Here is a 24894-nt window from a genome sequence, read left to right as displayed (position 1 = left end):
CATTCGTCTTTTTTTCGTCATCCGCCTGCTCGGCGTAACGACGCGCGATGATCGCGCAGGCAATCAACTGGAATTGGTGGAACAGCATGATCGGCAGGAGCACGACGCCTACTTGCGCGGCGGGAAACAGCACACCGGCCATCGGCACCCCCGAGGCCAGGCTCTTCTTCGAGCCGCAGAACAACAGAACGATCGCATCCTCCCGCGGCAGGTGCATCAGCCGGCCCAATGCCCAGGTCAGCGCGAGGATCAGCGCCAGCAACGCAAGGCACAGGACGATCAGCAACGCGAGGTCGCCCCCCGAAACGCGACGCCATAATCCTTCAACCACCGCCGCACCGAAGGCGGTATAGACGACAAGCAGGATCGATCCGCGATCGACGATGCCGAGCAGCGCCTTGTGCCGTCCGACAAAGCCCCCGATCAACGGCCGCAGCAGATGCCCGGCGACAAATGGCAGCAGCAATTGCAGCAGGATCGCCTCGACCGACGCGAGCGACACGCCCCCACCCCCTCCGACCCGCATCAGCAGCGCCACGAGCGCCGGTGTGACCAGGATGCCGATCAGGTTGGAAAAGGATGCGCTGCACACGGCCGCCGCGACATTGCCGCGGGCGATCGCGGTGAAGGCGATCGACGACTGGACCGTGGACGGCAGCAGCGTCAGGAACAACAGACCTGCGGCCAACACCTCCGGTACGAAGGGCAAGGCTGCAAAGCCGAGCCCGAGCAGCGGAAACAGCATGAAGGTCACCGCGAATACCGCCAGATGCAGCCGCCAGTTGCGCGCGCCCGCCCAGATCGCTTCGCGCGACAGCTTGGCGCCGTGCAGGAAGAACAACAGCACGATACCTGCGTCCGCGGCGTATCCCGCCCAAACCGCAAAACTGCCGCGTGCCGGCAACAGACTTGCCAATATCACCGTGCCGAGCAGCGCGAGGATGAACGGCTCCAACACCGATCGCAATGCGCGCATCATATCGTCGCGTCCATGCCAGGCGCTTGTGGATCAAAGGCAACGCTGCCCTCGGGCTTGCCGGATGCGGCGTGGTTGAAGTCGGTGATGATGAACCCTTTCGGCTGTACCAGCGCGATATGTCGGCCATAACCGAGAGCGGCCATTCCGGACAGCTTGGCGCCACCAGCCGAGCACCGGACCGTTAATTCCACCCGCCAATGGTCAAAAAAAAGGCCGGTCAAAGACCGGCCATGAAAGTTTTTAGGAGAGGATGCCTGAAAGGCGTATTCCTTTTGCGCTGCGGCAGTTCCCTTCGCAACTGCAACATACGCAATCGAGCTTGCGTTTACGGAAAGCGTGCGGGGGACGTCAGCGTTGCAGAAGCCGTACCGCCGCGCGATCGCCGCCGGTGATCACGCCCTTGGCGTCGGTCGCTGGGAACAGGTTCATCGTGTACGGATCGTTCAGGTATGGCACGTCCTGGTGTGCGGTCAGCGCCAGCTTCGCCGCCCTGCCGGATGCGACGAACGCCTCCACGATCGGTTGCCATTCCGCGCGATCGGGGGCGCCGAATTCGCCGATATGGCCGCGATCCTCGAAGCCATGCGTCTTCAGCCAGCGGATAAACGGGGCCAGTCGCTTGACGCCCAGTTGCGCATCCCCCGGCGCCCGCTCGCTACCGCCATTGTAGATACCGGCAGAACTGCTGTCGAAATACTGGTGCGCGGACCAGATGATCCGGTTTGCGGGATCGGACAGACGGTGCAACGTGGGATTGCGCTCCGCCCAATATTCCGCGCTGGCCCAGCCATAGCCGTCGATGACGATGGCAATACGGCTGTCGATCTTGCGGATCGCGGTGATCGCCTGCTGGCATGCGTCGCGCCATCCATTTTCACCGATTGCGAGATCATGCGGCTCATTCATCAGTTCGATAGCGACCACCGCCGGGTGGTTGCCGAACGCCTGCACCTGCTTCACGCAATAATCGACAAAGGCGCTGATCGGCAACGCGCTGGATCCGAGCTGCGCCTTCGACTTGCGCCCCCAGCTGCCGTCATAGCCTACCCAACGCTCGCCGTAATTGTGACACAGGTCGAGGATCACCTTCAGCCCATGCGCGTGCGCCTGGTCCAGATAGTGCTTCACCAGCGATACCGGATTGCGCAGCGGATTGTTGGGATCGCCATAATGATCGAACAACTGCTCGCCCAACTGGCCGTTCAGCCGCGGCTGTAACCGCTCCCACGAACCTTCCAGCCGGATATGATTCATCCCCTTGCCGGCATAATAGGCGAAGTGCGACGTCGGCGTGACGAACACCTCCCCGTTCAGGTGCCCGGGCAACGAGTCCGCCGCGCCTTCGATCGTCGAGAAGGAAACGCCGGAGCGGAACGGCATGGTGAAGGCGGCTGCGGCCGGTGCGGGCGTCGGCGTGGGGCTCGGAGCGGGTATCGGGCGCCGCGCAGACGCCGATCCCGTGACCACGTCCACCGCCGCACTGGCCGATCCGCTGCTGCCACCATCGCCGCCACAACCGGATACGAAGACGGCACTGCCCGCAGCGATCCAGCGCAACAATTCGCGCCGGCCGACCGGGCCTTGATCCACCGGGCTGCGCATCATGCATGCTCCTGGCAGGTGACGGGGCGGGATAAGCACATAATTACCATGATCAATCTCTCGGGGCACGCGGCCGCCGCACGCGGCGCACGCGCTTTGCTCCGCGCCCGGTGACGTGCCGGGGCGGCTGTTGCGATACAGGTGCGGAAGGTGTGTGTGTGGAGCGCGGCTACGCCCGGGCGGCTGCCCACGGCTCTCGCGCTCGGGGCAGCGTTCGCCCCGTACTAATGCTGATGTTTCATATTCAGTGGCGGCAATCGCAGGGCGCGCCCGTTACCGGGCCATCCAGATCACCATTCCCCAGACGATGATGTTGATGGGACATGCGAATATTACCCCCTTCAGCAGCGACGATCGCCAATGCCGTGGCCGCGTGCGTGCGAGGTCCATCGGTCCGGCAAGGGGAGACGCGTCGATCATGGCCGCCCTTCTTGAGGTAACGACCGGATCATACCCAATATTATTGAACATAAACAAGTAGTCCGAAGGGAGTAGGCGCTCTACCTCCGGTTCGGGTCAACCACTACTTAAGCAGCATTCCGTCGGTTTTTTTACACAATCCGGCCCCAGCACTCAATATCTTCCTGCGCGCCAACCTCCGGCCATTGCGCCAGACAGCGATGGGCCAGCCGCTTGGCGATTCGGCCGGAGGTCGACAGATGCTCGGCATTGGCGATGCTGTCGATCCACAGCGTCCGTACCCCGAACAGCCGCGCCATCAGCAGGAAGGGCAGCATCGGCGCCGATCCCGTGGTGATGAACGCCGCCGGTCGCTCGCGGATCATCACGACCAGCGCCCGCGCGAAGATCGGCGCAAACCCCTTCAGGCTGAAGCGCGACGCGTCGGGCACCGCATAATAGCGATGCCCCGCCACCACCTCCGCATAGCTTTCGAAGGTCGACACATAGGCCACGTCGAACCCCTCGAACGCGGCGCGCAGCCGGCGCAACTCCACCCAATGCCCGCCACCCGATGCACCGGCCAGAAGGCGCGGGCGGCGTGCACCGGACGGCGCGCGCGCCGTCTTGCCGGGCACCGGGCGGGAGGGGCCGCCCTCCCCTCGCCCGCGTGCCGCCCGTGCCAGCGCGATGGAGCCTGCACCCATCAGAAATATCGCTCCACCACGCGGATCGTGTCGCCCGGCAGCACGGGCGCGGATGCGGTGACCGGCACCGCCACCTCGGCGGGCGCGCCGGCGCGCTTAATGAACACCATCTTCTTCTTGGCGCGGTAGGTGAAGCTGCCGGCATCGGCCACCGCCTGCATCACGGTCAGCCCGCTGGCAAAGTCGTATTTGCCGGGCCGGTTGACCTCGCCGGAGATATAATAAGGGCGGTATTTGGTCACCTCGGTGCTGACCCGCGGCTGGCGCACCAGCCCCTTGGCACCCAGCGCCGCCTCCAGCTTGCGGCTCAACTGGTCCGGGGTCACGTCGCGCACCGGCACCGTGCCCAGCATCGGCATCGCCAGCGAATCGTCGGCCGCGACCATGAACTCCCCGCTGAACTCCTCGAACCCGAAGGTGGTGATGCGCAGCTTGTCACCTGCGCCCAGCGTATAGGCGCTGGGCATCGCGGCGGCGCTCTCCACCGGCAGCGGCTGTGCGGCGCACCCGGCCAGCAAGGCCGCTGCCGTCATCGCTCCTGCCATCATCATAGTCTTACGCATGACCCCACTCCTTCTCCTGACGAATGCCCCCGAACCATCGCCGTCACGGTACCGTCGCGACGGTCGCCTCCTGCGGCCACGGCGCCGGGCGAACGCCGCCCCGGCCTCCGGTGGCGCTGCGATAGATGCGCTCGATCTCGTCGGCGATGCCGCTCCACGCAAAACTCGCCAGCGGTGCCGCCAGTCGCTCGGCGCGGCCGGCATCGGTCTCGAACGCGGCCAGCGCCTCCAGGAACACATCCACCTCGCGTCCATAGTCGAACCCGATGGTCAGCCCGGTCCCCAGTCGGTCCAGCGTCCGGCGAAAGGCCGGAATGCCGCTCAGCACCGGGAACAGCCCGGCCGACGCCGCCTCCACCGCGGCGAGGCCGAAGCCCTCATAGCCCGACGGACAGGCATAGACGCTGCTGCGCGCGATCAGGTCGCACAAGGCCTCGTCGCTGGGCGACCCGTGGAATTCGACCACATCGTCCAGCGCCAGTTCGTGCGCCGCCAACCGCAGTTCGGCGATGGTCACGCCCATTTCCTTGCCCGCCACGATCAGGCGCCATGCCGGATCGACTTCGCGCAGGCCGGCGAACCAGGCGAGCAGCCGGTGGACGCCCTTGTGCGGTGCCAGCCGTCCGAAATAGATCATCGTCTTCGTGCCCGGCTGCGCCAGTCCGGCGAACTTGGCCACGTCGACGCCATTTTCCACCGGCACCACGCGCCCGGCCGCGATCCGGCCGAAGCTGTCCGCATCCTGCAGGCTGGAGGCGATCACCGTGTGATAGCGGGTCAGGGTCGCCCGGCTGATCGTCGCGAACCACAGCCGCTTCATCCGCATGGCAAAGGGGGTGTGGAAGATGCCGCCATGCGACGTCATCACCAGCGCGGCCCGGTGCCGCCAGCGGGTCCAGCCCAGCGCCTCGGCGAAGAATTCCAGGCCATGGACATGGATGACGTCGGGCCGCCCGACTGCGCCCACCACGCCCGGCGCCAGCGGATAGCGGCGGCTGCCGCGGAACGGCACGCGCACCACCTCGATCCCGTCGATCACCTCGCGCGCCGGCAACCGCGTGCCGTCGCCGTCGAAGATGCGATCCAGCGTCACCACCCGCACCTGATGCCCGGCCCGGCGCTGTTCCTGCGCCAGCAGCGCGACATAATTCTCCATGCCGCCGATGCCGGGGGCATATTGGCGCGTGGCATGCGTGATCCGCATTCGGGTCCTTTCAATAGGCATTGGGGTCGCGCACCATGCGGGGGATCGTCTTCAGGATGATCGCCAGGTCGAAGGCCAAGCTCCACCGCTCGATATATTCGCAGTCCGCACGCACCCGGCGTTCCATGCACGACAGGTCGTGGATCTCGCCGCGCAGGCCCCGGATCTGCGCCAGCCCGGTGATGCCCGGCCGCACCGCGAACCGCTTCATGTAATCGGCGACCAGCAGCGCATAATGACGATCATGCGCCAGCGCGTGCGGCCGCGGTCCGACCAGCGACATGTCGCCGCGCAGGACGTTGAACAGCTGCGGCAGCTCGTCGATGCTGGTCGCGCGCAGCACCGCGCCCAGCGGCGTCACCCGCGCATCGCGGCGCGTGGCATGGCGGATCTCCTCGCCATTTTCGGTGCAGAACATGGTGCGGAACTTCAGAACCTCGAACGCCTCGCCGTTCAGCCCGCTGCGCCGCTGGCGGAACAGGATGGGCCCGGGACTGGTCGCCCGGATCAATATCGACACCAGGATCAGCGCCGGGAGTACGAAGACGATCAATGCGGATGATACCGCAATATCCAGTATCCGCTTCGATATCGCCGTAGCCGGATGGTTCTCGACCGCGATGACCCCCGATGTTTGCGTGATATCGTCTGCGACGGCACCATCGACATCCAGTATGTCATCCGTTGCGCAGCCATCGAGGTTCTGCATGTCGACCCCCAATATTCTCAGCGTTGCGCCAAAGAATTTTGCCCCTGTTGCCTCAAGGCTAACCTACCCTGCCGCACCGCCACAAGCCGCCGGGCCGGTGCATAAGAGGGGGCGGCGCTACTCCCCTTGAGAGGACCCGCGCCGCCCGTCCCATATCGGGATCAGGTCGCCAGCAGCGTACCGACCAGCGCAGTGCGCATCTCGCCCAGCCGGTCGGCCACGTGGCGGATCGCCTCTACCGGCGTCGATCCACGGCGCACGATCAGGATCGCGGCATCCACCGCCTCGCACAGCGTCGGGGGATCGTTGTGGGTCATGCCGACATCGACCACCATCATGCCGAAGCTGTCGAGCAGCGGCATCGCCCTTCGGTGGAAGCGCTCGCCGTCCAGCAGCACCGCCGCGTCCGGCCCGGACCGTCCCGCCACCAGCACCGACAGGTTGCGCACCGCCGACGGCTCGACCAGCGAGCGGGCATCATCGTCCCCGGCCAGTGCCGCGGCCAGCCCGGCGGTCTGCGGCATGCCGAGCAGGGCATGCTGCGCCGGACTGGCCAGATTGGCATCGACCAGCACCGTCGGCGTCGCCGCCTGCGCATAGGAGATGGCCAGGTTGGCCGCGACCACGGACGCCTCGAACGGCGCCCCTATCCCCAGGATCGCCACCGATCGCACCGGCATCGCATCGGCGCGGGTGGAGGCCGCGATCGACAGCCGCAGCGAGCGGGCCATGCGTGCCACCGGATCGTCCGGGTCATAGGCCGCACGGGCATAGCTGCTCAGCCGCGCATCCTCGGGCGCCAGCACCACGTCCGGCTGTGGCCGCCGCGGCTCGTTCTCGTTGGCCTCTACCCGGTCCGCGACGAGCACGCGGTGTTCGCTCGATCGAATGCGCATCACATCCCTCCCACGGCATGCGCCCGTCCGTGACGGAACGGCGCGAAGTTGAAGCTGCCGACGACGGGAACGCCGGTGGCATCGATCAGCCCGCCCGCGGTACGCACCAGCGGGCGGCTCCATTCGGCCAGCATCGCCGCGATCACGCCCAGCGCCAGCCCGCCCAGCGTCGCGAACAGCAGCAGCAGCGGCACGTTCGGGCTGGCGGGAAGCAGCGGCGCGGTGGCACGGTCGATCTGCTGCGCATTGGTGGTCGGCAGGCCGCTTTGCAGCCGCATCAGGTTCAGGCGCTGGGTGACGTTGTCATACGCCTTCTGCGCGGTGGCGACGTCGTTCTGCAACGCCTCCAACTGGCTCTGATAGCCGGTCATCTGCATCATCCGGGCACGCTGCTGCGCGACGAGGCCGCTCAGTTGCGCCTCCCGCGTCGCCGCCGCCGAACTGGCGACCCGCACCGACTGGCTGGCCGCCGACGTCTCGCTCGTCAGTCGTGCGCGCAGCACGTCCAGCTCGCTGCGCGCCGCGACGAGCAGCGGGTGGCTGTCGCCATGCGTCGCCGCCAGCTGGCTGACCTTGGCGTCGTTTGCCGCGATCTGCTGGCGCAGCATGCCGACGACCGCGGTCTGCTGCACGTCCGGCGACTCCGACACGCGCGATCCGGCACGCGAACGCAGGTCGGCGGCACTCGATTCGGCATTGGCCAACTGGCCCGACAGCGCGTTCAGCCGGTCGGACTCCAGCGCCAGCACATTGCCGTCGATCAGGCCGTGGCTGCGCTGGAAATCGGTCACCTTGCCCTGCGCCGCCTCCAGGTTGCGACGCACCTCGTCGGTGCGGCTCTGGAACCAGGTGGCATATTGCTTGGCGGTATCGGTGCTGATCTGCAGCCGCATCGTCACGAAGTTGCGGGCGAAGCTGTTCGCCATGCGCGCGGCGAAGGTCGGGTCGGACGCACGGAAGCGCACCGCCAGCACGTTCGTGTCCTTTTCCGGCGCCACCTCCAGATGGGCCAGCAGGTCGGTGACGATCCAGTTCTCGAAACTGCCCTCGCCCTTGCCTTCCTCCAGCCAGCGGGTGCGCAGTTCGGGATTGCGGACCAGCCGCTCGTTGCGCGCCACGCGCCGGGCCACCGCATCGCTGCGGATGATGTCCGCCTGCGTGCCCAGCATCGACCGGTCGTCCTGTTGCTGGGGATTGTCCTGCAACGCCGGGTTCGGCCCCCGGTCGTCGAACAACAGCGACGCGGTGGCGACATAGGTGCGCTGCACCGTGGTCAGCCATATCCCCGCCAGCACCAGCGTGGCGATCAGCACCGCCACGATCAGTTTCCACCGCGCCTTCAGCGCGGCCGCCATATCGGATGAAAACATCGCCCTTATACCCTCCCTGTTCTTGGTGCGGTCAGGCCGCCTCTGTCTGTCGTTCGCGCGTGGCGAGCTTCGCCAGCAGGAATTGTGGTGCTGCGCCGTCGCGGAAATGGAAGCGGGTGGCCTGCCGGTCGTCGGCGCGTACCGCCGCGCCGAAGATGGCGGCGTCCGCCTCGTCGCCGACGAAGCTGTCGTGCACCGCCGCCTCGCGTGCGATCCGCTCGACCGCGTCGACCGGCTGCGCCGGATCGGCGACCAGCGCGTCGAAGATGTCGGCATCCTCGTGGTTCAGCATCGCCCAGATGGTGAAGGCCCGCGCCAACCCGCGATGCGTCGCCTCCAGGTCGATCACCTCGCCGCCGCGCCGCACCGTCTCGATGGCCGCGACGTAGCAGAACAGCTGGACGTGATAGGGCGACCCGCACGAGATCGACGCGATCTCGGCGCGCGCCGCCTCGTCGAAGCGGACCTGCGCGCGCTCCGCACCACGGTCGATCAACCGGTGGGTATCCTCGCGCGAGATGCGCCCGATCGGGATCGGGGTCAGGTGCCGGCGCAGCGAAGGGTGACACAGGATCAGCTCGTCCAGCGTCCGTGCGATGCCGACCAGCAGCACCTGTACCGGCACCCTCGCATCCGACAGCAGCTTCATCAGCGTCGCGATCTGGCTGTTCACCGCCTCACTCTCGACCCGGTCGAACTCGTCCAGGATCAGGATCGTCTGGCTGTCCGGCGACAGGCGCGACACCAGATCGACCACCTGCCGCGGCCCGAACTCGGCGGGCAGCGCCTCGCGCTCGCGGGCGAACAGCGCCTTTTCCGCGAACGGCACCGCCGATTCCGGGATGAACGACAGATAGGGACGCAGCAGCTCGGCAAAGCTCGCCGTCGCCTCGCACGCGGTATAGATCACCACCGCGCCCTGGCTGTCGGCATAGTCGCCGAACACCTGGGCCAGCGACGTCTTGCCCGACCCCCGCGCACCGTGGATGATCGCGTGCTGGCGGCTGAACAGCACTGCCTCGAACAGCGTGTCCAGCTTGTCGTCGCGGCCGTGCAGGTCCTTGCGCTGGCGCACCGGATGGGCGGAATCGAACGCCTCGATGATCCGCGCGGTCGCATTCTTCGCGCCGAACCGGCCCGGCATCCGCTTGGGCGGCAACTCATCGTCCTGCGTCACCGCATCCGCCGTCGCCCGGAAGGAGGGCGACGCCGCCGTTTCCAGCACCGGCTCCACCGGCTCGGGCAGGCGGCGTGGTGGGGGCGTGCCCATCAGCCACGCCTTCAGGCGTTTCAACCAGCGCGCGGACGTCGATCGATCGTCCGGATAGGGCGCGGCCAGCATCATCTGCTTGGCCGTCATCGCCGCAAGCCGTCTTGCATAGACCCTCCTGTCAGAAGCGGGGAAGGCGCACGGGCGTGCGCGGGAAAGGAGAAACCTGTGCCGAAGCGCCGCACCGCACGGGGCTTGGGCGGTGCGGCGGCGGGCGCGAAGCTGCCGGCGCGCATGAACCCGGCGAGCAGCCACATCATCGCGCTCACCTTGGTGCTGAACACCGCATTGCCCGCGATCAGCAGGTTGACGAACAGGAACACCCCTGTCGCCCAGGCGCAGCGCCGCTGTTCGGGCGAGCGGAACGGGATGACGAGGCCGACATACAGCCACAACAGAATCGCGCCGGCCAGCGAGCTGGAATACAGGACATAGGAATAGCCGCTGTCGACGAAGCGGCCTGCCTCCCACACCCGCCCGCCCAGCACCGCGGCCATGTCCGTCTTTGCCAGGAAGTCGACCGACAGGCCGATGCGCCCGGCCAGATCGTCCTCCTTGGACGGCCCCAGATGCGCCGACAGCGCGGTGGCCAGCCCCAGCAGGACCAGCGGGAACAGCAGCAGCCCGGCGCGCGGCAGGCGCGGGTACAGCCAGTATCCGGCCAGCGTCAGCACCGCCAGCGTCGACCCGAGCCGGGTGTTGTTCGACAACAGCGCCAGCAGCACGAACCCTGCGGTCAGCACGCGTTCCGCCCAGCCGATCCGGTCCCACATCGCCACCACGTAGATGGCGACGACACTGGCGAAATTCGCCATCGAGGTCTGCTCGATGAAGATGGACGAGGTGCGCGGCGTGGTGAACAGGCCGAAACTGAACCGCCCCTCGAACCCCAGCGCGTTGCCGAACAACCCGATATCGCTCTGGTCGACATCGCCCAGCCCGCGCGTGTTCTGATAATAGCTGAACGGGCTGAATATCTTGGCGTAAAGCTCGGTGGAGGCAATCTCCATCAGCATCACCGCCACGACCAGCCCGACGCCGGCGACGAAGGCGGCCCGGATCGTTGGCATGTTGCACCGCATGCCCAGCATCGTGAACAGCACGATGATCGTCACGTTGCGCAGCGCCTCGATCGCGAAGCCGCCATTGGCGAACGACAATCCGATGGCCAGCAACAGGAAGGCGACGCCCAGGCCGACCGGCGGCGTATCCTCGACCCGCAGCCCGAATGCGATCACGCTCAGCGCCACGGCCGCCAATATGCCGAATTCAGCCAGCGCGACCTGCGTGATGGTCAGCGACGGCCCATGCGCGTTCACGATCGCCAGCACGCCGTTGAACGACAATGCCGCCACGGTCAGCAGCACCGGCAACCAGGCGATCCGCAGGTTTTCCCCTACGCCTTCATGAGTATCCGCTGCTCCGGAAGGCGAGTATTCGGCGCCCGCTTCCTTAACAGGATCAATAAAACGGCTGTGTTGTCGCCCAAATGTCATGATCTTTTCCGGCATCGCCATACACCACCCCCTGGCCGGCTGTCCTTTATAGGGTCTTTCACCAATTGCTTGTTTATGCAAGTCCTTCGGCAACGGCACTACTTGATTGGAATGTTTGCTGATGATGACTCACCACCATGAATACTTGCCGTACCCATATTTGATTAGCCAGCGATCTTTGGAAGGACTTGCCTGATGGATAGGGTTCAGGTGACGGGTCTGCTCGTCCTGGACGACGGCTCGACCCGCTTTCCCAATCTGCGCGATCCGGGCAACGCGGCGGCGACCTATATCCGCTGTGCCGCGCTGATGGCGCGGTCTGCGCTGGCCGCCGGCTATCACCCGACCATCGTCACCAATCGCGCCGACATATTGGAACGCGACTTCGCCGAACTGGGCGTGCCGCCGGGCGTCACCTTCACCCAGCGGCAGTTCGTGTCGCGGCTCGATCCCGGCGCGCTGCACCGGGCCGCGCATCACAAGCTGGACGTGATCCGCGACCTTGCCGCGCGTCCCGCCGACGCCATGGCGTTGATCGTCGATCTCGACGCGGTGTTCCTGCGGGCGCTGGGCGATAGGGACCTGCCCGCGCCCGGCGCGATCGGCGCCTATGACATCAGCGAGGCGATGACCGCGGAGTCCGGCAACCGCGCCGCCGCCGATATCCACGCCATCGCGCCCGAGCCGATCGCAAGCCCGCGCTGGTACGGCGGCGAGCTGATCGTCGCGCGTTCCTCCGAGTTCCGCACGCTCACCACCCTGCTCGACATGGTGGAGCCGCGCTATTGGCGGCGCCACGCCGATCTGTACCACAGCGGCGACGAGGCGCCGGTCTCCACCGCGCTCAACCTCCATGTCGCGCGCGGTGGCGTGATATGCGAGCTTGGTGCCCGGGGCACGGTGGTGCGCTGGTGGACCGCCAAGCGCCCCTTTCCCCAACCGCGCCTGTCCACCCTCACCGACCGCGCGGTGCTGCACCTGCCCGCCGACAAGGAGTTTCTGGCGACGCAGGCGCATCTGCCCTTCGCGCCGGACATCTTCCTTGCCCGCTACCGCGCCCATGCCCGCACCAAGCTGGCGCTGCGTCAGGTGGAGATGGTGCTGCGCCACCGGGCGCTGGGCCAGCCCCGCGCCTTCGTCGCCCGCCTGTGACGGCGCCGCGACCCTTGTTCACGACCCTTTCCGATACGGAGCCGAAGACCATGACCGAACCGTTCAACGTCGCCCTTGTCGGGCTGGGCAAGATGGGCATCTCCCACCTCGCCATCGCCAACGCCACGCCGGGGATGAAGGTCGTCGCGGTGTGCGACACCTCCGCGCTGCTCGGCGGCATGGTGCAGAAATACGCCAACATCCCCTATCTGGCCCAATATGCCGATGCGCTGAGCCTGCCCGGCCTTGACGGCGTCATCGTCGCCACCCCCACCCGCTTCCATGCCGACATGATCCGGCAGGCGATGGCGCGCGGCATCCATGTCTTCTGCGAAAAGCCGATGACGCTCGATGCCGATACCAGCGGCGCGATCGCCGACGAGGCGGCGCGTGCAGGCCTTGTCGGCCAGGTCGGCTATCACAACCGCTTCGTGGGCACCTTTGGCGAGGCGAAGCGCCTTCTCGATCTCGGCGCGCTCGGCCGCCTGCGCCACATCCATGCCGAGGCCTACGGCCCCGTCGTCCTGAAGCCCGCTGCCAAGACCTGGCGCAGCCAGTCGTCGGAAGGGGGCGGCTGCCTCTACGATTATGCCGCCCATCCGGTGAACCTGATGAACTGGTATGCCGGGGCGCCCGTCACCTGTTCGGGCGCGCAGATGACGCAGCAATGGTCGACCGATGTCGATGACGCGGTGTTCGCCAACCTGTCCTTTGACGGTGGCGTATCGGGTCAGGTCTCGGTCAACTGGGCGGACGAGACCGCGCGCAAGATGACGACCAAGCTCTGCCTGTGGGGCGATCACGGCAAGATCACCGTCGATCGCCAGGAGATCCAGGTCTTTATCGGCACCAACGGCACGCCGCCCGAGGGCTATCGCAAGGGCTGGACGATCAAATACATCACCGAGCTCACCGATCATCCCGCCTTCTATCTGCGCGGCGAGGAATATTCGGCGCAGATGGAGGGGTTCGTCGCGGCAATGCGCAATCCCGCCGGGCCGTATGTCAACGACTTCGCCAGCGGCGCCGCCACCGACCGGACGCTGTCGATGATCCGCGACAGCGCCCGCGGCGTCGTCCCTGCCCGCGCCACCGCGGTGCTGAAGCCGGTGCCGCAGCGCCCCGCGATGCGCGCCGGCCTGTTCGGCTGGACGCTGAAGCGGGCATGATCTTCGCCTCCGTGGGCTCGATGCTGCCCTTCGACCGCTTCGTGGAGGCGGTCGACGGGTGGGCGGCGGCACATCCCGCCACGCCGGTCACCATCCAGATCGGCGACGGCACCTATGAGCCGCGCCACGCCGATTGGGTGCGGATCGTGCCGCATCCGCGCTACATGGCGCTCTTGGAGCGATGTTCGCTGTTCGTCGCGCATGTCGGCATCGGATCGATCGTGCAGGCGCTGGAAACCGGGCGGCCGATGGTGATGCTGCCGCGCCTCGCCTCGCTTGGCGAGCATACCACCGACCACCAGCTCCACACCGCCGCGCGGTTCCGGGACACGGCCGGCCTGACCATCGTGGACGACGTCGTCGCGCTTCACGCCGCGATCGACCACCATCTCGCCCACCCCGCGGCGCCCGCCGCCGCCATCTCCACCGCCGCACCGCCCGCGATGACGCAGCGGATCGGCGCCTTTCTCCACGGCCTCCCGGCCGCTTCATAAGGATCACCCGATGGATCGCATCCTGTTCGGCGACAATCAGTTTTTCGGCATCAACCACATGTCGGAGGAGAAGGCACGGCAACAGTCGATGCGCTTTGCCGACCTCGCCCCGATCATGGAAACGCTGCGCGGGGCGAAGAATGCCGGCGTCGACGTGTTCATGTGCACCACCCATGACCGCATTGCCGAGGTGGCCGAGGTCGTCCGCGACCAGCCGGAGGAATGGGGCGGCTTCAAATTCTACCCCTGCATGCCCTATGCGCACAAATACGCCAACGCCGTCACCGAATATGGCTATTTCGACGCGCTGAAGCGCTTCCTGCCCGGCGGCGGCCTGCTGGACGCGGCGATGCGCGGTGGCAAGGCGCTGCTCACCCGCGACATGGAAAGCGTCGCCACCCTGCTGATCGATGCCGAGATGAAGCCGTTCAAGGGCCTGGAGACGCCCATCGTCTTCGTGCAGAACGTCGTCACCGACCTGATCCTCGGCCTCGGCTATTTCGAGGCGTTCAAGATCTTTGCCGACCATATCGAGAAGCGCTACAACGCCGAGGCCGGCTTCATCACCATGAACCTGCCCATGCTGCTGCCCGCGCTCGACAGCGTCGGCATCAGGAACCCGATCGTCTGCGCCAACGTCAACAAGATCGGCTTTCGCATGTCCGGCGGGATCGAGGCGTATCGCCGCGCGACGCAGGAATGGCCCGCGCGCGTCATCGCCATGTCGGTGCTGGCATCGGGCGCCATCCCACCGGCCGAGGCGATCGAATGGGTGGTGAACGAGCCCTATGTCCGCTCGATCCTGTTCGGCGCCTCCAGCGAACGCAACATCCGCAGCACCGTTGACCTGATCCACCGCTTCGACGGCGCGCTCGCGCCGGCCTGATCCATCACGCCGGCGTCGGGGCAAGGGTCGTTGCCGATCGGCCGCCCCGCCGCCGGGCATCCGTTATCACAAAGGGGGGAACTGCCATGACCAAGACCATCCACGCCGCGCGTTCCGGGCTGCTCGCGCTCGGCCTGTCGCTGATCCCGGCGAATGCCTGGGGACAGGCCGCCACCCTGCCCCGGCTGGGCGAGATCCCGGCACTGCGCATCGACCAGGGCGCCGATCAGGGCATCGACCTCGACGTCGCCCGCCGCCGCCGACCCGCCTTCGATCCGGTCGGCGTAACCCTGGGCAACTGGCGGCTTTTCCCCAGCATCACCACCGGCATCGGGGCCGACAGCAATCCCTTCGGCGTGGAAACCAACCGCCAGGGCGACCTGTTCGTCCAGGTCGAACCCTCGCTCATCGCCAGCGACAATTTCTCCAGTGGCGAGCTCCGGCTGGAGGCGAGCGGCCGTTTCGCGCGCTTCGCCGACGAATCCCAGGCCAACGAAACCAGCTATCGCGCCGCGGCCTATGGCCGCTACGAAACCGGCACCCGCGCCGTGCTGGAGGCTGGCGCCGATTTCTCGCAACTGATCGAACGGCGCGACTCCAGCGGCTTTCCCAACGGCCGGGTCGGCCCCGTCCGCTATCTCCAGACGCTCGGCTGGGCGCGCGGCCGCTACGAGATCGGCCGGGTGCGTGCACTGGCGCAGGTCGATTACATCAACCTCAACTTCCGCGACAGCAACGCCTTGTCGATCACCGGTGCGCCCATCGGTCGCATCGACCAGGACGTGCGCGACTCCCATAGCTGGCGCGGAACCCTGCGCGGCGAATATGAGATCGGCCCCGACCTCGCCGTCTTCGCGCAAGGGGTGCGCGGATCGATCGACTATCGGCGCGAGAATATCGCCCCCGGCGTCCCCAACCTCACCGGCACCACCACCACCGCGCTGGCCGGCATCGCCTTTGGCGCGAACCGGCTGATCCAGGGGTCGGTCGGCGCCGGCTATGTCTGGCGCGACTACGACCGCGCCGCGATCGGCCAGATCAAGGGGTTCGCGCTGAACGGCGACCTGCGCTATTTCATCACCCCCGTCCTCACCTTGTCGGCGCAGGCATCGCGCACCGTCGAGGAAGCCGTGCTCCAGAACGCGTCCGGCTATATCAGTACCGCCTTGTCCGGCCGCGCCGATTTCGAGCTGCTGCGCGAGCTTATCCTCAATGTCGGTGCCGGCTATCGCTACAACGACTTCCGCGACAATCCGCGCCGCGACAAGGTGTGGGAGATGTCGGCGGGCGCGCGCTACAGCGTCAACCGCAACTTCGTGCTGGAAGGCGATGTCAGCTATCTCGACCGCTCCGTCCGGAACGACGCCTTCGCCCCCAGCTTCGATCAGGTCCGCATCTTCGTGCGCACCCGGTTCAGCCTCTAGCCGTCACGCCTCCACCGGCCGCTTGCCGCGGCCGGCCATTTCCAGCGCGGTGGCAAAGGTCGTGCGGAACAGTTGCGGCGCCATCATGCGCAGCAATCCGCCATAGAGCAGCATGCCCGCCGGGATCATCACCATCAGCACCACCGGCCCCGGCAGCACCGCCGCCAGCACCGGCCGCATCGCGAACAGCGCGGCCATCATCGCGATCGCCGCCGCCACCGACGGCAACAGCGCGGTGCCGATCGTCCGCCAGCCCAGCCCCATCGCATGCATCGCAAAGCGCAGGCGCAGCGGCAGCACGATCAGCGTCGCCATCGACACCCCCGCCGCCAGCGCCACCGGCCCATGCGGCGCCGCGATCCACAGCATCGCCACGTTCACCCCCGCCGCCACCCCGGACGTCAACGCATCATGATGCGATCGCTGCTCCACCAGCAGCGCGGAGCTGGCGAACTGCCCCAGCGCGGCCAGATACCCGCTCGCCGCCAGCGCGGTCAGGATCGGCGCGGAGGCCTCCCACCGCGCGCCGAGCAGCAGGTGGACAAGGAACGGCGAGGCGGCGGCCAGCCCGGCAAAGGCCGGGGCCACCGCCAGGCTCATCATCGTGAGCCCGCCGGCAAAGGCGCGCGCGCGTGCCCGGTCGTCGGCGATCCCGGCGAGCGCGGGCAGCGTGACCGAGGAGATCGCGTTGACCAGCATCATGTTGGCGGACAGCATGATCCGCTTGGCCGCGTTGTAGATGCCCGCCGCCGCCGGCCCGAACCATGCGGACGCAAAGAACAGGTCCGCATCGGTCGCCACCGCATTCCATGCCGCGCCCAGCGATATATGCCGCGCCCGCCTCCACAGGTCGCGCAACCCCGCCCATGGCAGCCAGGGCCGCGGCCGATAGGGCGCACTGACCCACAAGGTGATGATGTTGAACAGGTTGATGGTCAGTTGCTGGCCGACGAGGCTCCAAAGGTCGAACCCGGCGAACGCCATGCCCAGCCCCACCACGCCGCCGGCGACCACCGACAGCGTCGATCGCACCGCCAGCGCCCGGAAGCGCATCTGCCGGGCCAGCCACGCGCCGTGCGTGCCCGCCAGCCCCATCACCAGCAGGATCACCGACAGCACGCGCAGCACCGGCGCCGCTTCCGGCGAGCCGATCAGCCGGGTCAGCTCCGCCGCGCTCAACGCGACGACGCCCGCGCTCAGGCCGCCCAGGATCAGGATGACGTTGAAGCACAGGTCGTAATCGCGGTTGCTGACCTCGGTGCGCGCATTGGTGGCGTTGGTGACCGGGTCGATCAACAACCGCCGCACCACCTCCACCACCGCCAGGCTGACCGCGACCAGCCCGAAACTGGCCTGGGACACGAACCGCGCGATGACCAGAAAGACCAGCAGCGACAACATCTGCCCCGCCCCCTGGCCCAGCACGGCCCAGGCGGCGTGGCCGCCCATACGCGCACGGCTCATGTGGCGGGCTGGAACAGGAAGCCGTGCAACAGGCCGCGCAGGATCAGCGCCGCGCCGTGCCAGCGGCCGCGCGTCGCCATCCCGGCGGCAAGCCGCGTCTGCCGGATCAGCAGGTAGATCAACTGCCGCTTGCGCTCGTACCGCCGGGTGGTGAAGGTCGTGTTGCGCACCATGAAATAATGGTAGCGTATACGCTCCGGATTGCGTTCGGTGCGGATGTCCAGTTGGCCCTCCGTGGCGCGGGCGTGCAGCACGGTGCTGCCCCCCACCAGGAAGCCGGGCCGCTCGCGGCTGATCCGCACGGTATATTCGCGGTCCTCGCCCCACATGAACATGTCCGCCAGCGGCAGGCCATGTTCCTCGACCGTGGCGCGCGGCAGCAGGATCGACACGAACGTCGCACCCCTGGTCGGCACCATGCCATGGTCCAGCAGCAGCGGCCAGTTCTGGAAGCCGATCGCGTTGGCCCGCCGGTCCAGGTCGGGCACGTCGGTCAGTGCGCCGCTCCGGCCGCGCGCGCGCGACACCAGATAGCTGGGGCGCACCCCCTGCCCCGCCAGCGTCTCGTCCGCCGCCAGCAACCGCTCCAGCGCGTCGCGGTCCGGCAACACATCGTCGTCCATCATCCAGACGTGATCGGCATCCGTCTCGAACGCATCGTGCAGGGCGGCGCGGAAGCCGCCAGCCGCGCCGACATTGCGGGGCAGCGACACCAGTTGCACCCGCTCGCCCCATTCGCGGCGGATGAACGGCGCGGTGCCGTCGGTGCTGGCATTGTCCAGCACCAGGATATGGTCCGGCACGCGCGACTGCCCGACCAGCGCGGTCAGGCACTGGTCGAGCATCGTCCGCCGGTTATAGGTCAGCACCACGGCACAGACGATCGACATGCGCATTCCCCTTCGCCTCCGCTCCGATGGCGGGCCCCCTGATCGGGCGCGTCTTCAGGATAAGGCCATGCTGCACTGCGTCGCGCGCTATTCCGATATACCCCGGCCGGCTGACCGGCGGGGTTCGCCCCTTATTGCAGCTGCAATCCGATGCGCTGCTGGATCAGTTGGCGGGCATGATGGCTCGGATGACCATCAGCCGTCGGCGCGTTTCCCCGCTCGCCCAGCGCCCAGATCGCCGCCTGGGTGCGGTTCTGCACGCCGATCTTGCGCAGGATTGCCTTGACGTGGACCTTCACCGTCGCCTCGCTGATGCCCAGCTCGCGCGAGATGATCTTGTTGGGATTGCCCGACACCAGACAGGTCAGGATCTGCACCTCGCGCGTGGACAGCCCGGCCGCCTGGATCGATGCGGTGCTGCCCACCGGCTCGCTCTGCCCGATATGATGGCGCAGCGTCTCGGCCAGGTTGCTGGGCATCACCTTCTCGCCGTCCGCCACCAGGTTCAGCAGCTTGATGAGCGAGGTCGATGCGATCCGCTTGACGATATAGCCATAGGCGCCCTGGTCGAAATTGCGCGCCATCACGTCGAAATCGAACTGGTCCGCCAGGATCACGATCCGCGCGGCTGGCGATGCTTCCAGCAGGTCCTGCGTCAGCGTCCGGTCGGGCGTCGCCAGCCCGTCCACCACCACCAGATTGCAGTCGTCGGGGTGCAGGGCCACCGCCTGCGCCACATCGTCCGGATCGGACACCAGGGCGGTGATCCGGAACCCCTGCTCCCTCAGCACGCGGTCCAGCCCTTCAAGGGCGATGGGATTGCTCCCCAGCAGTGTAACCCGAATGTCCGATATCATGATGGTCCCCCTCGTTGCGTGGCTTAACCCCTCAAGTCACGTTGCATGTTCCAACCGGGTCGCACCCTATACTCAGGCTGCCTCCCTCGCCGTCCGAATTCGCAGACGATGTAACCGGAAAGTCAGTCAACAGCAGTCATTATGCATTAAAGCACGTTAACCTGCCCAAGGCACAAAATGGTTACTACGTCGGTAATTAGAAGTCACCATTAACATCTTGCCAAAAATGGGACTCGCAACAACTTGGTCAATTTCAGGAATAAAATCACATTCATTATCTTGTGCCCGAATAACATGTAAGAATCTCTATGTACGCCCCTGGGATGATGTCCCAATGATCGGGGCGACAGGGGGCCTAGCTTCGGGAATGTTGCACCTGCTGCCGAATGAGCCTGCATCAACGGGCGGCAGTTTTTGGAACAGTCATCCACGAAGGGGTGCGTCGATGAAGATCCTCATCACCGGCAATATGGGCTATGTCGGGCCCGCGGTGGTCCGTCACTTGCGTAGCCGGTTTCCTGACGCCGTCCTCGACGGCTTCGACGCGGGCTTTTTCGCGCACTGCCTGACGACGCGGACCGGCCTGCCGGAACGCGACCTGAACCGCCAGAGCTTCGGCGATGCGCGCGCGCTGCGTGCCGGCGACCTTCAGGGCTATGACGCGGTGGTCATCCTGGCGGCGGTGTCGAACGACCCGATGGGAGAGCGGTTCGCCGGCGTCACCGATGCCATCAACCGCGAGGCGGCGGTGTCGCTCGCCCGGGCGGCCTCGGATGCCGGCGTGCGCAACGTCGTCTTCGCCTCCAGCTGCAGCGTGTACGGCATCGCCCAGGGCGGGCCGCGGCGCGAGGATGATCCGGTCAACCCGATCACCGCCTATGCCGCCTCCAAGATCGGCACCGAACAGGCGCTGGCCACGATTGGCGGTGACACCGTCATCACCAGCCTGCGCTTCGCCACCGCCTGCGGCATGTCGGCGCGCCTGCGCCTCGACCTCGTCCTCAACGATTTCGTCGCCAGCGCCCTCGCCACCGGCCGCATCACCATCCTTTCCGACGGCACCCCCTGGCGCCCGCTGATCGACGTGGCCGACATGGCGCGCGCGATCGAATGGGCCGCGACGCGCACCGCCGATCATGGCGGCCGCAACCTCGTCGTCAATGCCGGGGCCACCACCGCCAATTATCAGGTCCGCGATCTGGCGCAGGCGGTGGGTCGTCTCGTCCCCGGTTGCACCGTGTCCATCAACCATGATGCACCGGTCGACTCCCGCTCCTATCAGGTCGATTTCACCCGCTTTGCGCAACTGGCGCCGGCGCACCGTCCGCAACTGTCGCTTGATGACTCCATCCAGGGTTTGATCGCCGGCCTGCAGGGGATCGACTTCGCCGACCCGGATTTCCGCACCTCCTCGCTGATCCGGCTTCAGGTCCTGAAAGGCCTGATCGCCGATGGCTTCCTCAGCGAAGACCTGCACTGGTCGAAGCCGGACGCCGCCCATTGGACGCCCGAAATCGAGGAGGCGGCATGATGAAGGCTGTTCTGCTGGCCGGCGGCTTCGGCACCCGCCTCGCCGAGGAAACCACCGTCACTCCCAAGCCGATGGTGGAGATCGGCGGCAAGCCGATCATGTGGCACATCATGAAGATCTATGCCCATTACGGCATCACCGACTTCGTGGTGCTGGGTGGCTACAAGGTCGATTATATCCGCAGCTACTTCCTGAACTATCAGGCGCGCAACTGCGACATGGTGGTCAATCTGGGCACCGGTGCCGTCGAATGGCTGAGCTGCGCGACCGAGGACTGGCGCGTCACCATCCTCGATACCGGGCTGGATTCGATGACCGGCGGCCGTCTGCGCCGTGCCCGTCATCTGCTTCAGGACGGGCCCTTCTGCCTGACCTATGGCGACGGCGTCAGCGACGTCGATATCCCTGCGCTGGTCCAGCAGCACAAGGACAGCGGCGCCTGGTGCACGCTGACCGCCGTGTCGCAACCGGGTCGCTACGGCGCGCTGCGTATCGATGGCGGCACGCAGGTGCAGGGCTTCAGCGAGAAGGGCAAGTCGGACGGGGGCATGATCAATGGCGGCTTCTTCGTCTGTTCGCCCGAGATGCTCGACCTGATCGACAATGACGACACGGTGCTGGAAAACGAGCCGATGGATCGGCTGATCGCCGCCGGCCGGCTCGGCGCCTATCGTCATGACGGTTTCTGGCAGAGCATGGACACGCTGCGGGACAAGCATCTGCTCGAAAGCCTGTGGCAGGGCGGCAGCCCGCCCTGGAAGGTCTGGCACGACACCGCGCCCGCCAGCATCACGCCGCTGAGGCGCACGGCATGATCCTGGTCGATACCGCGCTCGCCGCGCGCGAAGCGGCGGGCAACCCGATCCGCGTCGGCATCGTCGGCGCCGGCTTCCAGGGTGCCGCCATCGTCCGCCAGATCGTGCGATCCACCAAGGGGATGCGCGTCGTCGCGGTCGCCAACCGCAACCTTGCCCCCGCAGTCGCCGCGGTCGAGGTGCTCGGCATCGCACCTCTGGTCTGCGACGACCGCCCCGCGATCGAACGCGCGATCGCCACCGGCCGTATCGCGGTCACCGACGATGCGGTGGGGCTTGCACAGGCGGACGGCATCGATGTCGTGGTCGAGGTGACGGGCTCGGTCGACTATGCCGCCACCGTCGTCCTCGCCGCGATCGAGGCGGGCAAGCACGTCGTGCAGATGAACGCCGAACTGGACGGCACCGTCGGCCCGGTGCTCAAGGCGCGCGCCGATGCGGCCGGCGTCATCTACACCTTTTCCGACGGCGATCAGCCGGGGGTGCAGATGAACCTCGTCCGCTTCGTCCGCGGCCTCGGGGTCACGCCCGTCCTGTGCGGCAATATCAAGGGGTTGCAGGACCCGTATCGCAATCCGACCACCCAGGCCGGCTTTGCCGAGAAATGGGGGCAGAAGCCCGCCATGGTCGCCTCCTTCGCCGATGGCACCAAGATCTCCTATGAACAGGCGGTGGTCGCCAACGGCACCGGCTTTCGCGTCGCGCAGCGCGGCATGGTCGGCCCCGACCCCACGAACCGCGATCCCACCGTGCCGCTGCAACCGCTGGAGGACATCATCGCGCCGCTCGCCGATGCGCTCGACGCGCATGGCCCCGGCCTGGTCGATTATGTCGTCGGCGCCCGTCCCGGCCCCGGCGTCTTCGTGCTGGGCACGCATGACGACCCGCGCCAGCAGCATTTCCTCAACCTCTACAAGCTCGGCGCCGGCCCCTATTACCTGTTCTACACCCCCTATCATCTCTGCCATTTCGAGGTGCCGACCTCGATCGCGCGCGCCGCGCTGTTCGGCGACGCGGTGCTCGCCCCCTCCGGCGGGCCGCAGGTGGGCGTGGTCGCCGCCGCCAAGAAGGACCTCCATCCTGGCGACCGCATTGCCGAGTTCGGCGGCTATGAATGCTACGGCGTGGCGGAGAATTATCCGGTGATCGAACATGACCGCCTCCTGCCGCTCGGCCTTGCGCTCGACTGCACCGTCACCCGCTTCGTCGCCCGGGACAGCATCCTCACCTACGCCGATGTCGCCATCCCCGAAGGCCGCCTCGTCGATCGCCTCTACGCCGAACAGGCCGCCCTGTTCTCCACCAGGAGCCTAGCCGCATGAAATTCCACAAGACCGATCTTCAGGACGCCCTGCTGATCGAACTGGAGGAGCGCGGCGACGAACGCGGCTTCTTTGCCCGGTCGATGTGCCAGGACGAGTTTACCGCCGCCGGCATGATCCCGGCCTATGTGCAACAGAACGTGTCGATGTCCGCGCACAAGGGCACGGTGCGCGGCATGCATTTCCAGCGCGCACCGCATAGCGAGGCCAAGCTGATCCGCTGCGTGCGCGGCGCGATCCTGGACGTGATCGTCGATCTGCGCCCCGCCTCGCCCAGCTATATGCGCTCCGAGGCCTTTCTGCTCGACGACCGCGACCGTCGCCAGCTCTACGTGCCGCCGGGCTTTGCGCACGGCTTCCAGACGCTGACCGACGATGTCGAGGTGACCTATCTGGTTTCCGCCCTGTATACGCCGTCATCGGAAGGCGGACTTCGCCACGACGATCCCGAACTCGGCATCGCATGGCCGCTCGTCGCCACCGTCGTCTCGCCCAAGGATGCCGCCTGGCCGCTGATCGACCGCGCCGCGCTGCCGGCGCTCTGACCCAGATGGCCGATGTCGATGCGGTGGTGGTGGGCGCAGGCGTCATCGGCCTCGCCGTCGCCCGGCGGCTCGCCACCGCCGGCCTGTCCACCATCATCGTGGAGGGGGACGCCGTGATCGGCAACGGCACCAGCTCGCGCAACAGCGAGGTGATCCATGCCGGCCTCTATTACGGCGCGACGCCCCGCAAGCGGGCCATGTGCATCGCCGGGCGCGAACATCTCTACGCCTATGCGCAGACGCGCGGCGTCGCCCATCGCCGCATCGGCAAGCTGATCGTCGCGTTCGAGGCTGCCGAGCTCGCCACCCTGTCGCGCATCATGGACGATGCGCGTGCCGCCGGCGTCGACGATCTGGTGGCGCTCACCGGCGGGGACGCGCGCGCGCTCGAACCCGAACTGCGCTGCGCCGGAGCCCTGCTGTCGCCATCGACCGGGATCATCGACAGCCACGGACTGATGCAGGCGCTGCTCGCCGATGCCGAGGATGCCGGCGCCGTCCTCGCCTGCCGCACGCGCGTGTCGGGGCTGGTGCCGGGGCGCCGCGGCTGGACCGTCATGGTGGACGGCGAGCCCGCGCTGACCGCCACCCGCATCGTCAACGCCGCCGGCCTGGGCGCCACCGCGCTCGCCGCGGCGACCGAGGGGTTGGAACATGTCCCCACGCTCCGCTACGCGCGCGGCCATTATTTCACCTATGCCGGCCGGGTGCCCTTCACGCGCCTCATCTATCCGGTGCCTGTGTCCGGCGGCCTCGGCACCCACCTCACCCTCGACCTGTCGGGCAACGCCCGCTTCGGCCCCGACGTCGAATGGATCGACACCATCGACTACCGCGTCGACCCCGCCCGCGGCGACAGCTTCCGCGCGGCCGCCGCCCGCATCTGGCCCGCGCTCGACCCCAGCCGGATCGCCCCCGGCTACGCCGGCATCCGCCCCAAGCTCGGCGGTCCTGGCGACCCCGCCGCCGACTTCGCGATCGATGGTCCCGCCGAACACGGCCTCGCCGGTCTGGTCAACCTCTACGGCATCGAGTCCCCCGGCCTCACCGCCTCGCTCGCCATCGCCGACGACGTCGTCCTGCGCATCGCCTGAGGCACTGGCCGCCGATCGGCTGCACCGGGTACGTATCGGAGCAATGTATCAGGAAA

At 67.1% G+C, this 24894-nt stretch carries 24 protein-coding genes; 10 read left to right on the top strand and 14 right to left on the bottom strand.

Annotation, left to right across the window (positions count from 1 at the left end; translation table 11 throughout):
- From OXR08_RS16605 to OXR08_RS16555, 11 genes are all read right to left on the bottom strand, one after another.
- Window positions 1-976: bile acid:sodium symporter family protein (locus OXR08_RS16605; protein ID WP_267351573.1), on the bottom strand; the 976-nt coding region annotated here is incomplete at its 3' end.
- The gene (locus tag OXR08_RS16600) at window positions 976-1200 is read right to left on the bottom strand and encodes a hypothetical protein (protein ID WP_267351571.1); all 225 of its coding nucleotides are present in this window, start codon (window positions 1198-1200) and stop codon (window positions 976-978) included. The genes OXR08_RS16600 and OXR08_RS16605, both read right to left, overlap by 1 nt.
- A gap of 127 nt (window positions 1201-1327) precedes the next feature.
- Window positions 1328-2584, bottom strand: coding sequence for a cellulase family glycosylhydrolase (locus OXR08_RS16595; RefSeq protein WP_267351569.1), 1257 nt, complete (start codon window positions 2582-2584; stop codon window positions 1328-1330).
- A gap of 548 nt (window positions 2585-3132) precedes the next feature.
- Entirely contained in the window at window positions 3133-3687 is a 555-nt protein-coding gene (locus tag OXR08_RS16590) for a UDP-N-acetylglucosamine--LPS N-acetylglucosamine transferase (RefSeq protein WP_267351567.1), read from the bottom strand.
- Entirely contained in the window at window positions 3687-4250 is a 564-nt protein-coding gene (locus OXR08_RS16585; RefSeq protein WP_267351565.1) for a polysaccharide biosynthesis/export family protein, read from the bottom strand. The genes OXR08_RS16590 and OXR08_RS16585 overlap by 1 nt, the downstream gene beginning before the upstream one ends.
- A 43-nt stretch (window positions 4251-4293) precedes the next feature.
- Window positions 4294-5454, bottom strand: a complete 1161-nt coding sequence (locus OXR08_RS16580) for a glycosyltransferase family 4 protein (protein ID WP_267351563.1) — start codon at window positions 5452-5454, stop codon at window positions 4294-4296.
- 10 nt (window positions 5455-5464) lie between these two features.
- The gene (locus tag OXR08_RS16575; RefSeq protein ID WP_275887459.1) at window positions 5465-6175 is read right to left on the bottom strand and encodes an exopolysaccharide biosynthesis polyprenyl glycosylphosphotransferase; all 711 of its coding nucleotides are present in this window, start codon (window positions 6173-6175) and stop codon (window positions 5465-5467) included.
- A gap of 149 nt (window positions 6176-6324) precedes the next feature.
- On the bottom strand, window positions 6325-7059 hold the full coding sequence (locus tag OXR08_RS16570; protein WP_112382901.1) for a hypothetical protein: 735 nt from the start codon (window positions 7057-7059) through the stop codon (window positions 6325-6327).
- Window positions 7059-8429, bottom strand: a complete 1371-nt coding sequence (locus OXR08_RS16565; protein ID WP_267351561.1) for a Wzz/FepE/Etk N-terminal domain-containing protein — start codon at window positions 8427-8429, stop codon at window positions 7059-7061. Before OXR08_RS16565 ends, OXR08_RS16570 begins: the two co-directional genes overlap by 1 nt.
- A gap of 31 nt (window positions 8430-8460) precedes the next feature.
- Window positions 8461-9789, bottom strand: coding sequence for an ATP-binding protein (locus tag OXR08_RS16560; RefSeq protein ID WP_112382899.1), 1329 nt, complete (start codon window positions 9787-9789; stop codon window positions 8461-8463).
- Window positions 9786-11066, bottom strand: a complete 1281-nt coding sequence (locus OXR08_RS16555) for a hypothetical protein (protein ID WP_267351557.1) — start codon at window positions 11064-11066, stop codon at window positions 9786-9788. Before OXR08_RS16555 ends, OXR08_RS16560 begins: the two co-directional genes overlap by 4 nt.
- 324 nt (window positions 11067-11390) lie before the next feature.
- On the opposite strand from OXR08_RS16555, the gene OXR08_RS16550 reads away from it, so the two are divergent.
- The 5 genes from OXR08_RS16550 to OXR08_RS16530 all read left to right on the top strand — a co-directional run bounded on the left by OXR08_RS16550 (window position 11391) and on the right by OXR08_RS16530 (window position 16320).
- Complete coding sequence (locus OXR08_RS16550) at window positions 11391-12347, top strand: hypothetical protein (RefSeq protein WP_112382897.1); 957 nt, start codon at window positions 11391-11393, stop codon at window positions 12345-12347.
- Window positions 12348-12397: 50 nt separating this feature from the next.
- The gene (locus tag OXR08_RS16545) at window positions 12398-13516 is read left to right on the top strand and encodes a Gfo/Idh/MocA family oxidoreductase (RefSeq protein WP_149683207.1); all 1119 of its coding nucleotides are present in this window, start codon (window positions 12398-12400) and stop codon (window positions 13514-13516) included.
- Entirely contained in the window at window positions 13513-14010 is a 498-nt protein-coding gene (locus tag OXR08_RS16540; RefSeq protein ID WP_149683208.1) for a glycosyltransferase, read from the top strand. Before OXR08_RS16545 ends, OXR08_RS16540 begins: the two co-directional genes overlap by 4 nt.
- A gap of 10 nt (window positions 14011-14020) precedes the next feature.
- Window positions 14021-14896 carry a hypothetical protein gene (locus tag OXR08_RS16535; protein WP_267351553.1) on the top strand — a complete coding sequence of 292 codons (876 nt, stop codon included), beginning with the start codon at window positions 14021-14023 and terminating at the stop codon, window positions 14894-14896.
- A gap of 86 nt (window positions 14897-14982) precedes the next feature.
- Window positions 14983-16320, top strand: a complete 1338-nt coding sequence (locus tag OXR08_RS16530) for an outer membrane beta-barrel protein (RefSeq protein WP_267351551.1) — start codon at window positions 14983-14985, stop codon at window positions 16318-16320.
- 3 nt (window positions 16321-16323) lie between these two features.
- Here the strand turns inward: OXR08_RS16530 and OXR08_RS16525 are convergent, their stop codons facing one another.
- The 3 genes from OXR08_RS16525 to OXR08_RS16515 form a co-directional block, all read right to left on the bottom strand.
- A complete protein-coding gene (locus OXR08_RS16525; RefSeq protein ID WP_267351549.1) occupies window positions 16324-17784 on the bottom strand; it encodes an oligosaccharide flippase family protein in 1461 nt (486 codons plus the stop codon).
- Window positions 17781-18674 carry a glycosyltransferase gene (locus tag OXR08_RS16520; RefSeq protein ID WP_267351547.1) on the bottom strand — a complete coding sequence of 298 codons (894 nt, stop codon included), beginning with the start codon at window positions 18672-18674 and terminating at the stop codon, window positions 17781-17783. The genes OXR08_RS16525 and OXR08_RS16520 overlap by 4 nt, the downstream gene beginning before the upstream one ends.
- A 131-nt stretch (window positions 18675-18805) precedes the next feature.
- Window positions 18806-19531 (bottom strand): response regulator transcription factor, encoded by a 726-nt coding sequence (locus OXR08_RS16515; RefSeq protein ID WP_267351545.1) that lies wholly within the window; start codon window positions 19529-19531, stop codon window positions 18806-18808.
- Between the two features lie 445 nt (window positions 19532-19976).
- Here OXR08_RS16515 and OXR08_RS16510 point away from each other — a divergent pair, with 445 nt between their 5' ends.
- Genes OXR08_RS16510 through OXR08_RS16490 form a run of 5 tightly spaced genes read left to right on the top strand, consistent with a single transcriptional unit; the run spans window position 19977 to window position 24838 of the window.
- The gene (locus OXR08_RS16510; RefSeq protein ID WP_267351543.1) at window positions 19977-21062 is read left to right on the top strand and encodes an SDR family oxidoreductase; all 1086 of its coding nucleotides are present in this window, start codon (window positions 19977-19979) and stop codon (window positions 21060-21062) included.
- Window positions 21059-21877, top strand: coding sequence for a glucose-1-phosphate cytidylyltransferase (rfbF, locus tag OXR08_RS16505; protein WP_342657325.1), 819 nt, complete (start codon window positions 21059-21061; stop codon window positions 21875-21877). The genes OXR08_RS16510 and rfbF overlap by 4 nt, the downstream gene beginning before the upstream one ends.
- The gene (locus OXR08_RS16500; RefSeq protein ID WP_267351541.1) at window positions 21874-23199 is read left to right on the top strand and encodes a Gfo/Idh/MocA family oxidoreductase; all 1326 of its coding nucleotides are present in this window, start codon (window positions 21874-21876) and stop codon (window positions 23197-23199) included. Before rfbF ends, OXR08_RS16500 begins: the two co-directional genes overlap by 4 nt.
- A complete protein-coding gene (gene rfbC, locus OXR08_RS16495; protein ID WP_112382886.1) occupies window positions 23196-23744 on the top strand; it encodes a dTDP-4-dehydrorhamnose 3,5-epimerase in 549 nt (182 codons plus the stop codon). Before OXR08_RS16500 ends, rfbC begins: the two co-directional genes overlap by 4 nt.
- Before the next feature lie 5 nt (window positions 23745-23749).
- Entirely contained in the window at window positions 23750-24838 is a 1089-nt protein-coding gene (locus tag OXR08_RS16490) for an FAD-dependent oxidoreductase (RefSeq protein WP_267351539.1), read from the top strand.
- Window positions 24839-24894 lie beyond the last annotated feature (56 nt).

The sequence above is a fragment of the Sphingomonas sp. GM_Shp_2 genome (assembly GCF_026540875.1).
In the GTDB taxonomy this organism is placed as follows: Bacteria; Pseudomonadota; Alphaproteobacteria; order Sphingomonadales; family Sphingomonadaceae; genus Sphingomonas; species Sphingomonas carotinifaciens.
The sequence above is the reverse complement of the archived record's forward strand: the minus strand, read 5'-3'. Positions and strand labels throughout refer to the sequence as shown.

What these genes read in the sequence shown, in the direction of transcription:
- OXR08_RS16595 (WP_267351569.1), bottom strand. Translation starts at nt 2,584, where the DNA reads ATGATGCGCAGCCCGGTGGATCAAGGCCCGGTCGGCCGGCGCGAATTG.
- OXR08_RS16590 (WP_267351567.1), bottom strand. Translation starts at nt 3,687, where the DNA reads ATGGGTGCAGGCTCCATCGCGCTGGCACGGGCGGCACGCGGGCGAGGG.
- OXR08_RS16585 (WP_267351565.1), bottom strand. Translation starts at nt 4,250, where the DNA reads ATGCGTAAGACTATGATGATGGCAGGAGCGATGACGGCAGCGGCCTTG.
- OXR08_RS16580 (WP_267351563.1), bottom strand. Translation starts at nt 5,454, where the DNA reads ATGCGGATCACGCATGCCACGCGCCAATATGCCCCCGGCATCGGCGGC.
- OXR08_RS16570 (WP_112382901.1), bottom strand. Translation starts at nt 7,059, where the DNA reads ATGCGCATTCGATCGAGCGAACACCGCGTGCTCGTCGCGGACCGGGTA.
- OXR08_RS16565 (WP_267351561.1), bottom strand. Translation starts at nt 8,429, where the DNA reads ATGTTTTCATCCGATATGGCGGCCGCGCTGAAGGCGCGGTGGAAACTG.
- OXR08_RS16560 (WP_112382899.1), bottom strand. Translation starts at nt 9,789, where the DNA reads ATGACGGCCAAGCAGATGATGCTGGCCGCGCCCTATCCGGACGATCGA.
- OXR08_RS16550 (WP_112382897.1), top strand. Translation starts at nt 11,391, where the DNA reads ATGGATAGGGTTCAGGTGACGGGTCTGCTCGTCCTGGACGACGGCTCG.
- OXR08_RS16545 (WP_149683207.1), top strand. Translation starts at nt 12,398, where the DNA reads ATGACCGAACCGTTCAACGTCGCCCTTGTCGGGCTGGGCAAGATGGGC.
- OXR08_RS16540 (WP_149683208.1), top strand. Translation starts at nt 13,513, where the DNA reads ATGATCTTCGCCTCCGTGGGCTCGATGCTGCCCTTCGACCGCTTCGTG.
- OXR08_RS16535 (WP_267351553.1), top strand. Translation starts at nt 14,021, where the DNA reads ATGGATCGCATCCTGTTCGGCGACAATCAGTTTTTCGGCATCAACCAC.
- OXR08_RS16530 (WP_267351551.1), top strand. Translation starts at nt 14,983, where the DNA reads ATGACCAAGACCATCCACGCCGCGCGTTCCGGGCTGCTCGCGCTCGGC.
- OXR08_RS16525 (WP_267351549.1), bottom strand. Translation starts at nt 17,784, where the DNA reads ATGAGCCGTGCGCGTATGGGCGGCCACGCCGCCTGGGCCGTGCTGGGC.
- OXR08_RS16520 (WP_267351547.1), bottom strand. Translation starts at nt 18,674, where the DNA reads ATGTCGATCGTCTGTGCCGTGGTGCTGACCTATAACCGGCGGACGATG.
- OXR08_RS16515 (WP_267351545.1), bottom strand. Translation starts at nt 19,531, where the DNA reads ATGATATCGGACATTCGGGTTACACTGCTGGGGAGCAATCCCATCGCC.
- OXR08_RS16510 (WP_267351543.1), top strand. Translation starts at nt 19,977, where the DNA reads ATGAAGATCCTCATCACCGGCAATATGGGCTATGTCGGGCCCGCGGTG.
- rfbF (WP_342657325.1), top strand. Translation starts at nt 21,059, where the DNA reads ATGATGAAGGCTGTTCTGCTGGCCGGCGGCTTCGGCACCCGCCTCGCC.
- OXR08_RS16500 (WP_267351541.1), top strand. Translation starts at nt 21,874, where the DNA reads ATGATCCTGGTCGATACCGCGCTCGCCGCGCGCGAAGCGGCGGGCAAC.
- rfbC (WP_112382886.1), top strand. Translation starts at nt 23,196, where the DNA reads ATGAAATTCCACAAGACCGATCTTCAGGACGCCCTGCTGATCGAACTG.
- OXR08_RS16490 (WP_267351539.1), top strand. Translation starts at nt 23,750, where the DNA reads ATGGCCGATGTCGATGCGGTGGTGGTGGGCGCAGGCGTCATCGGCCTC.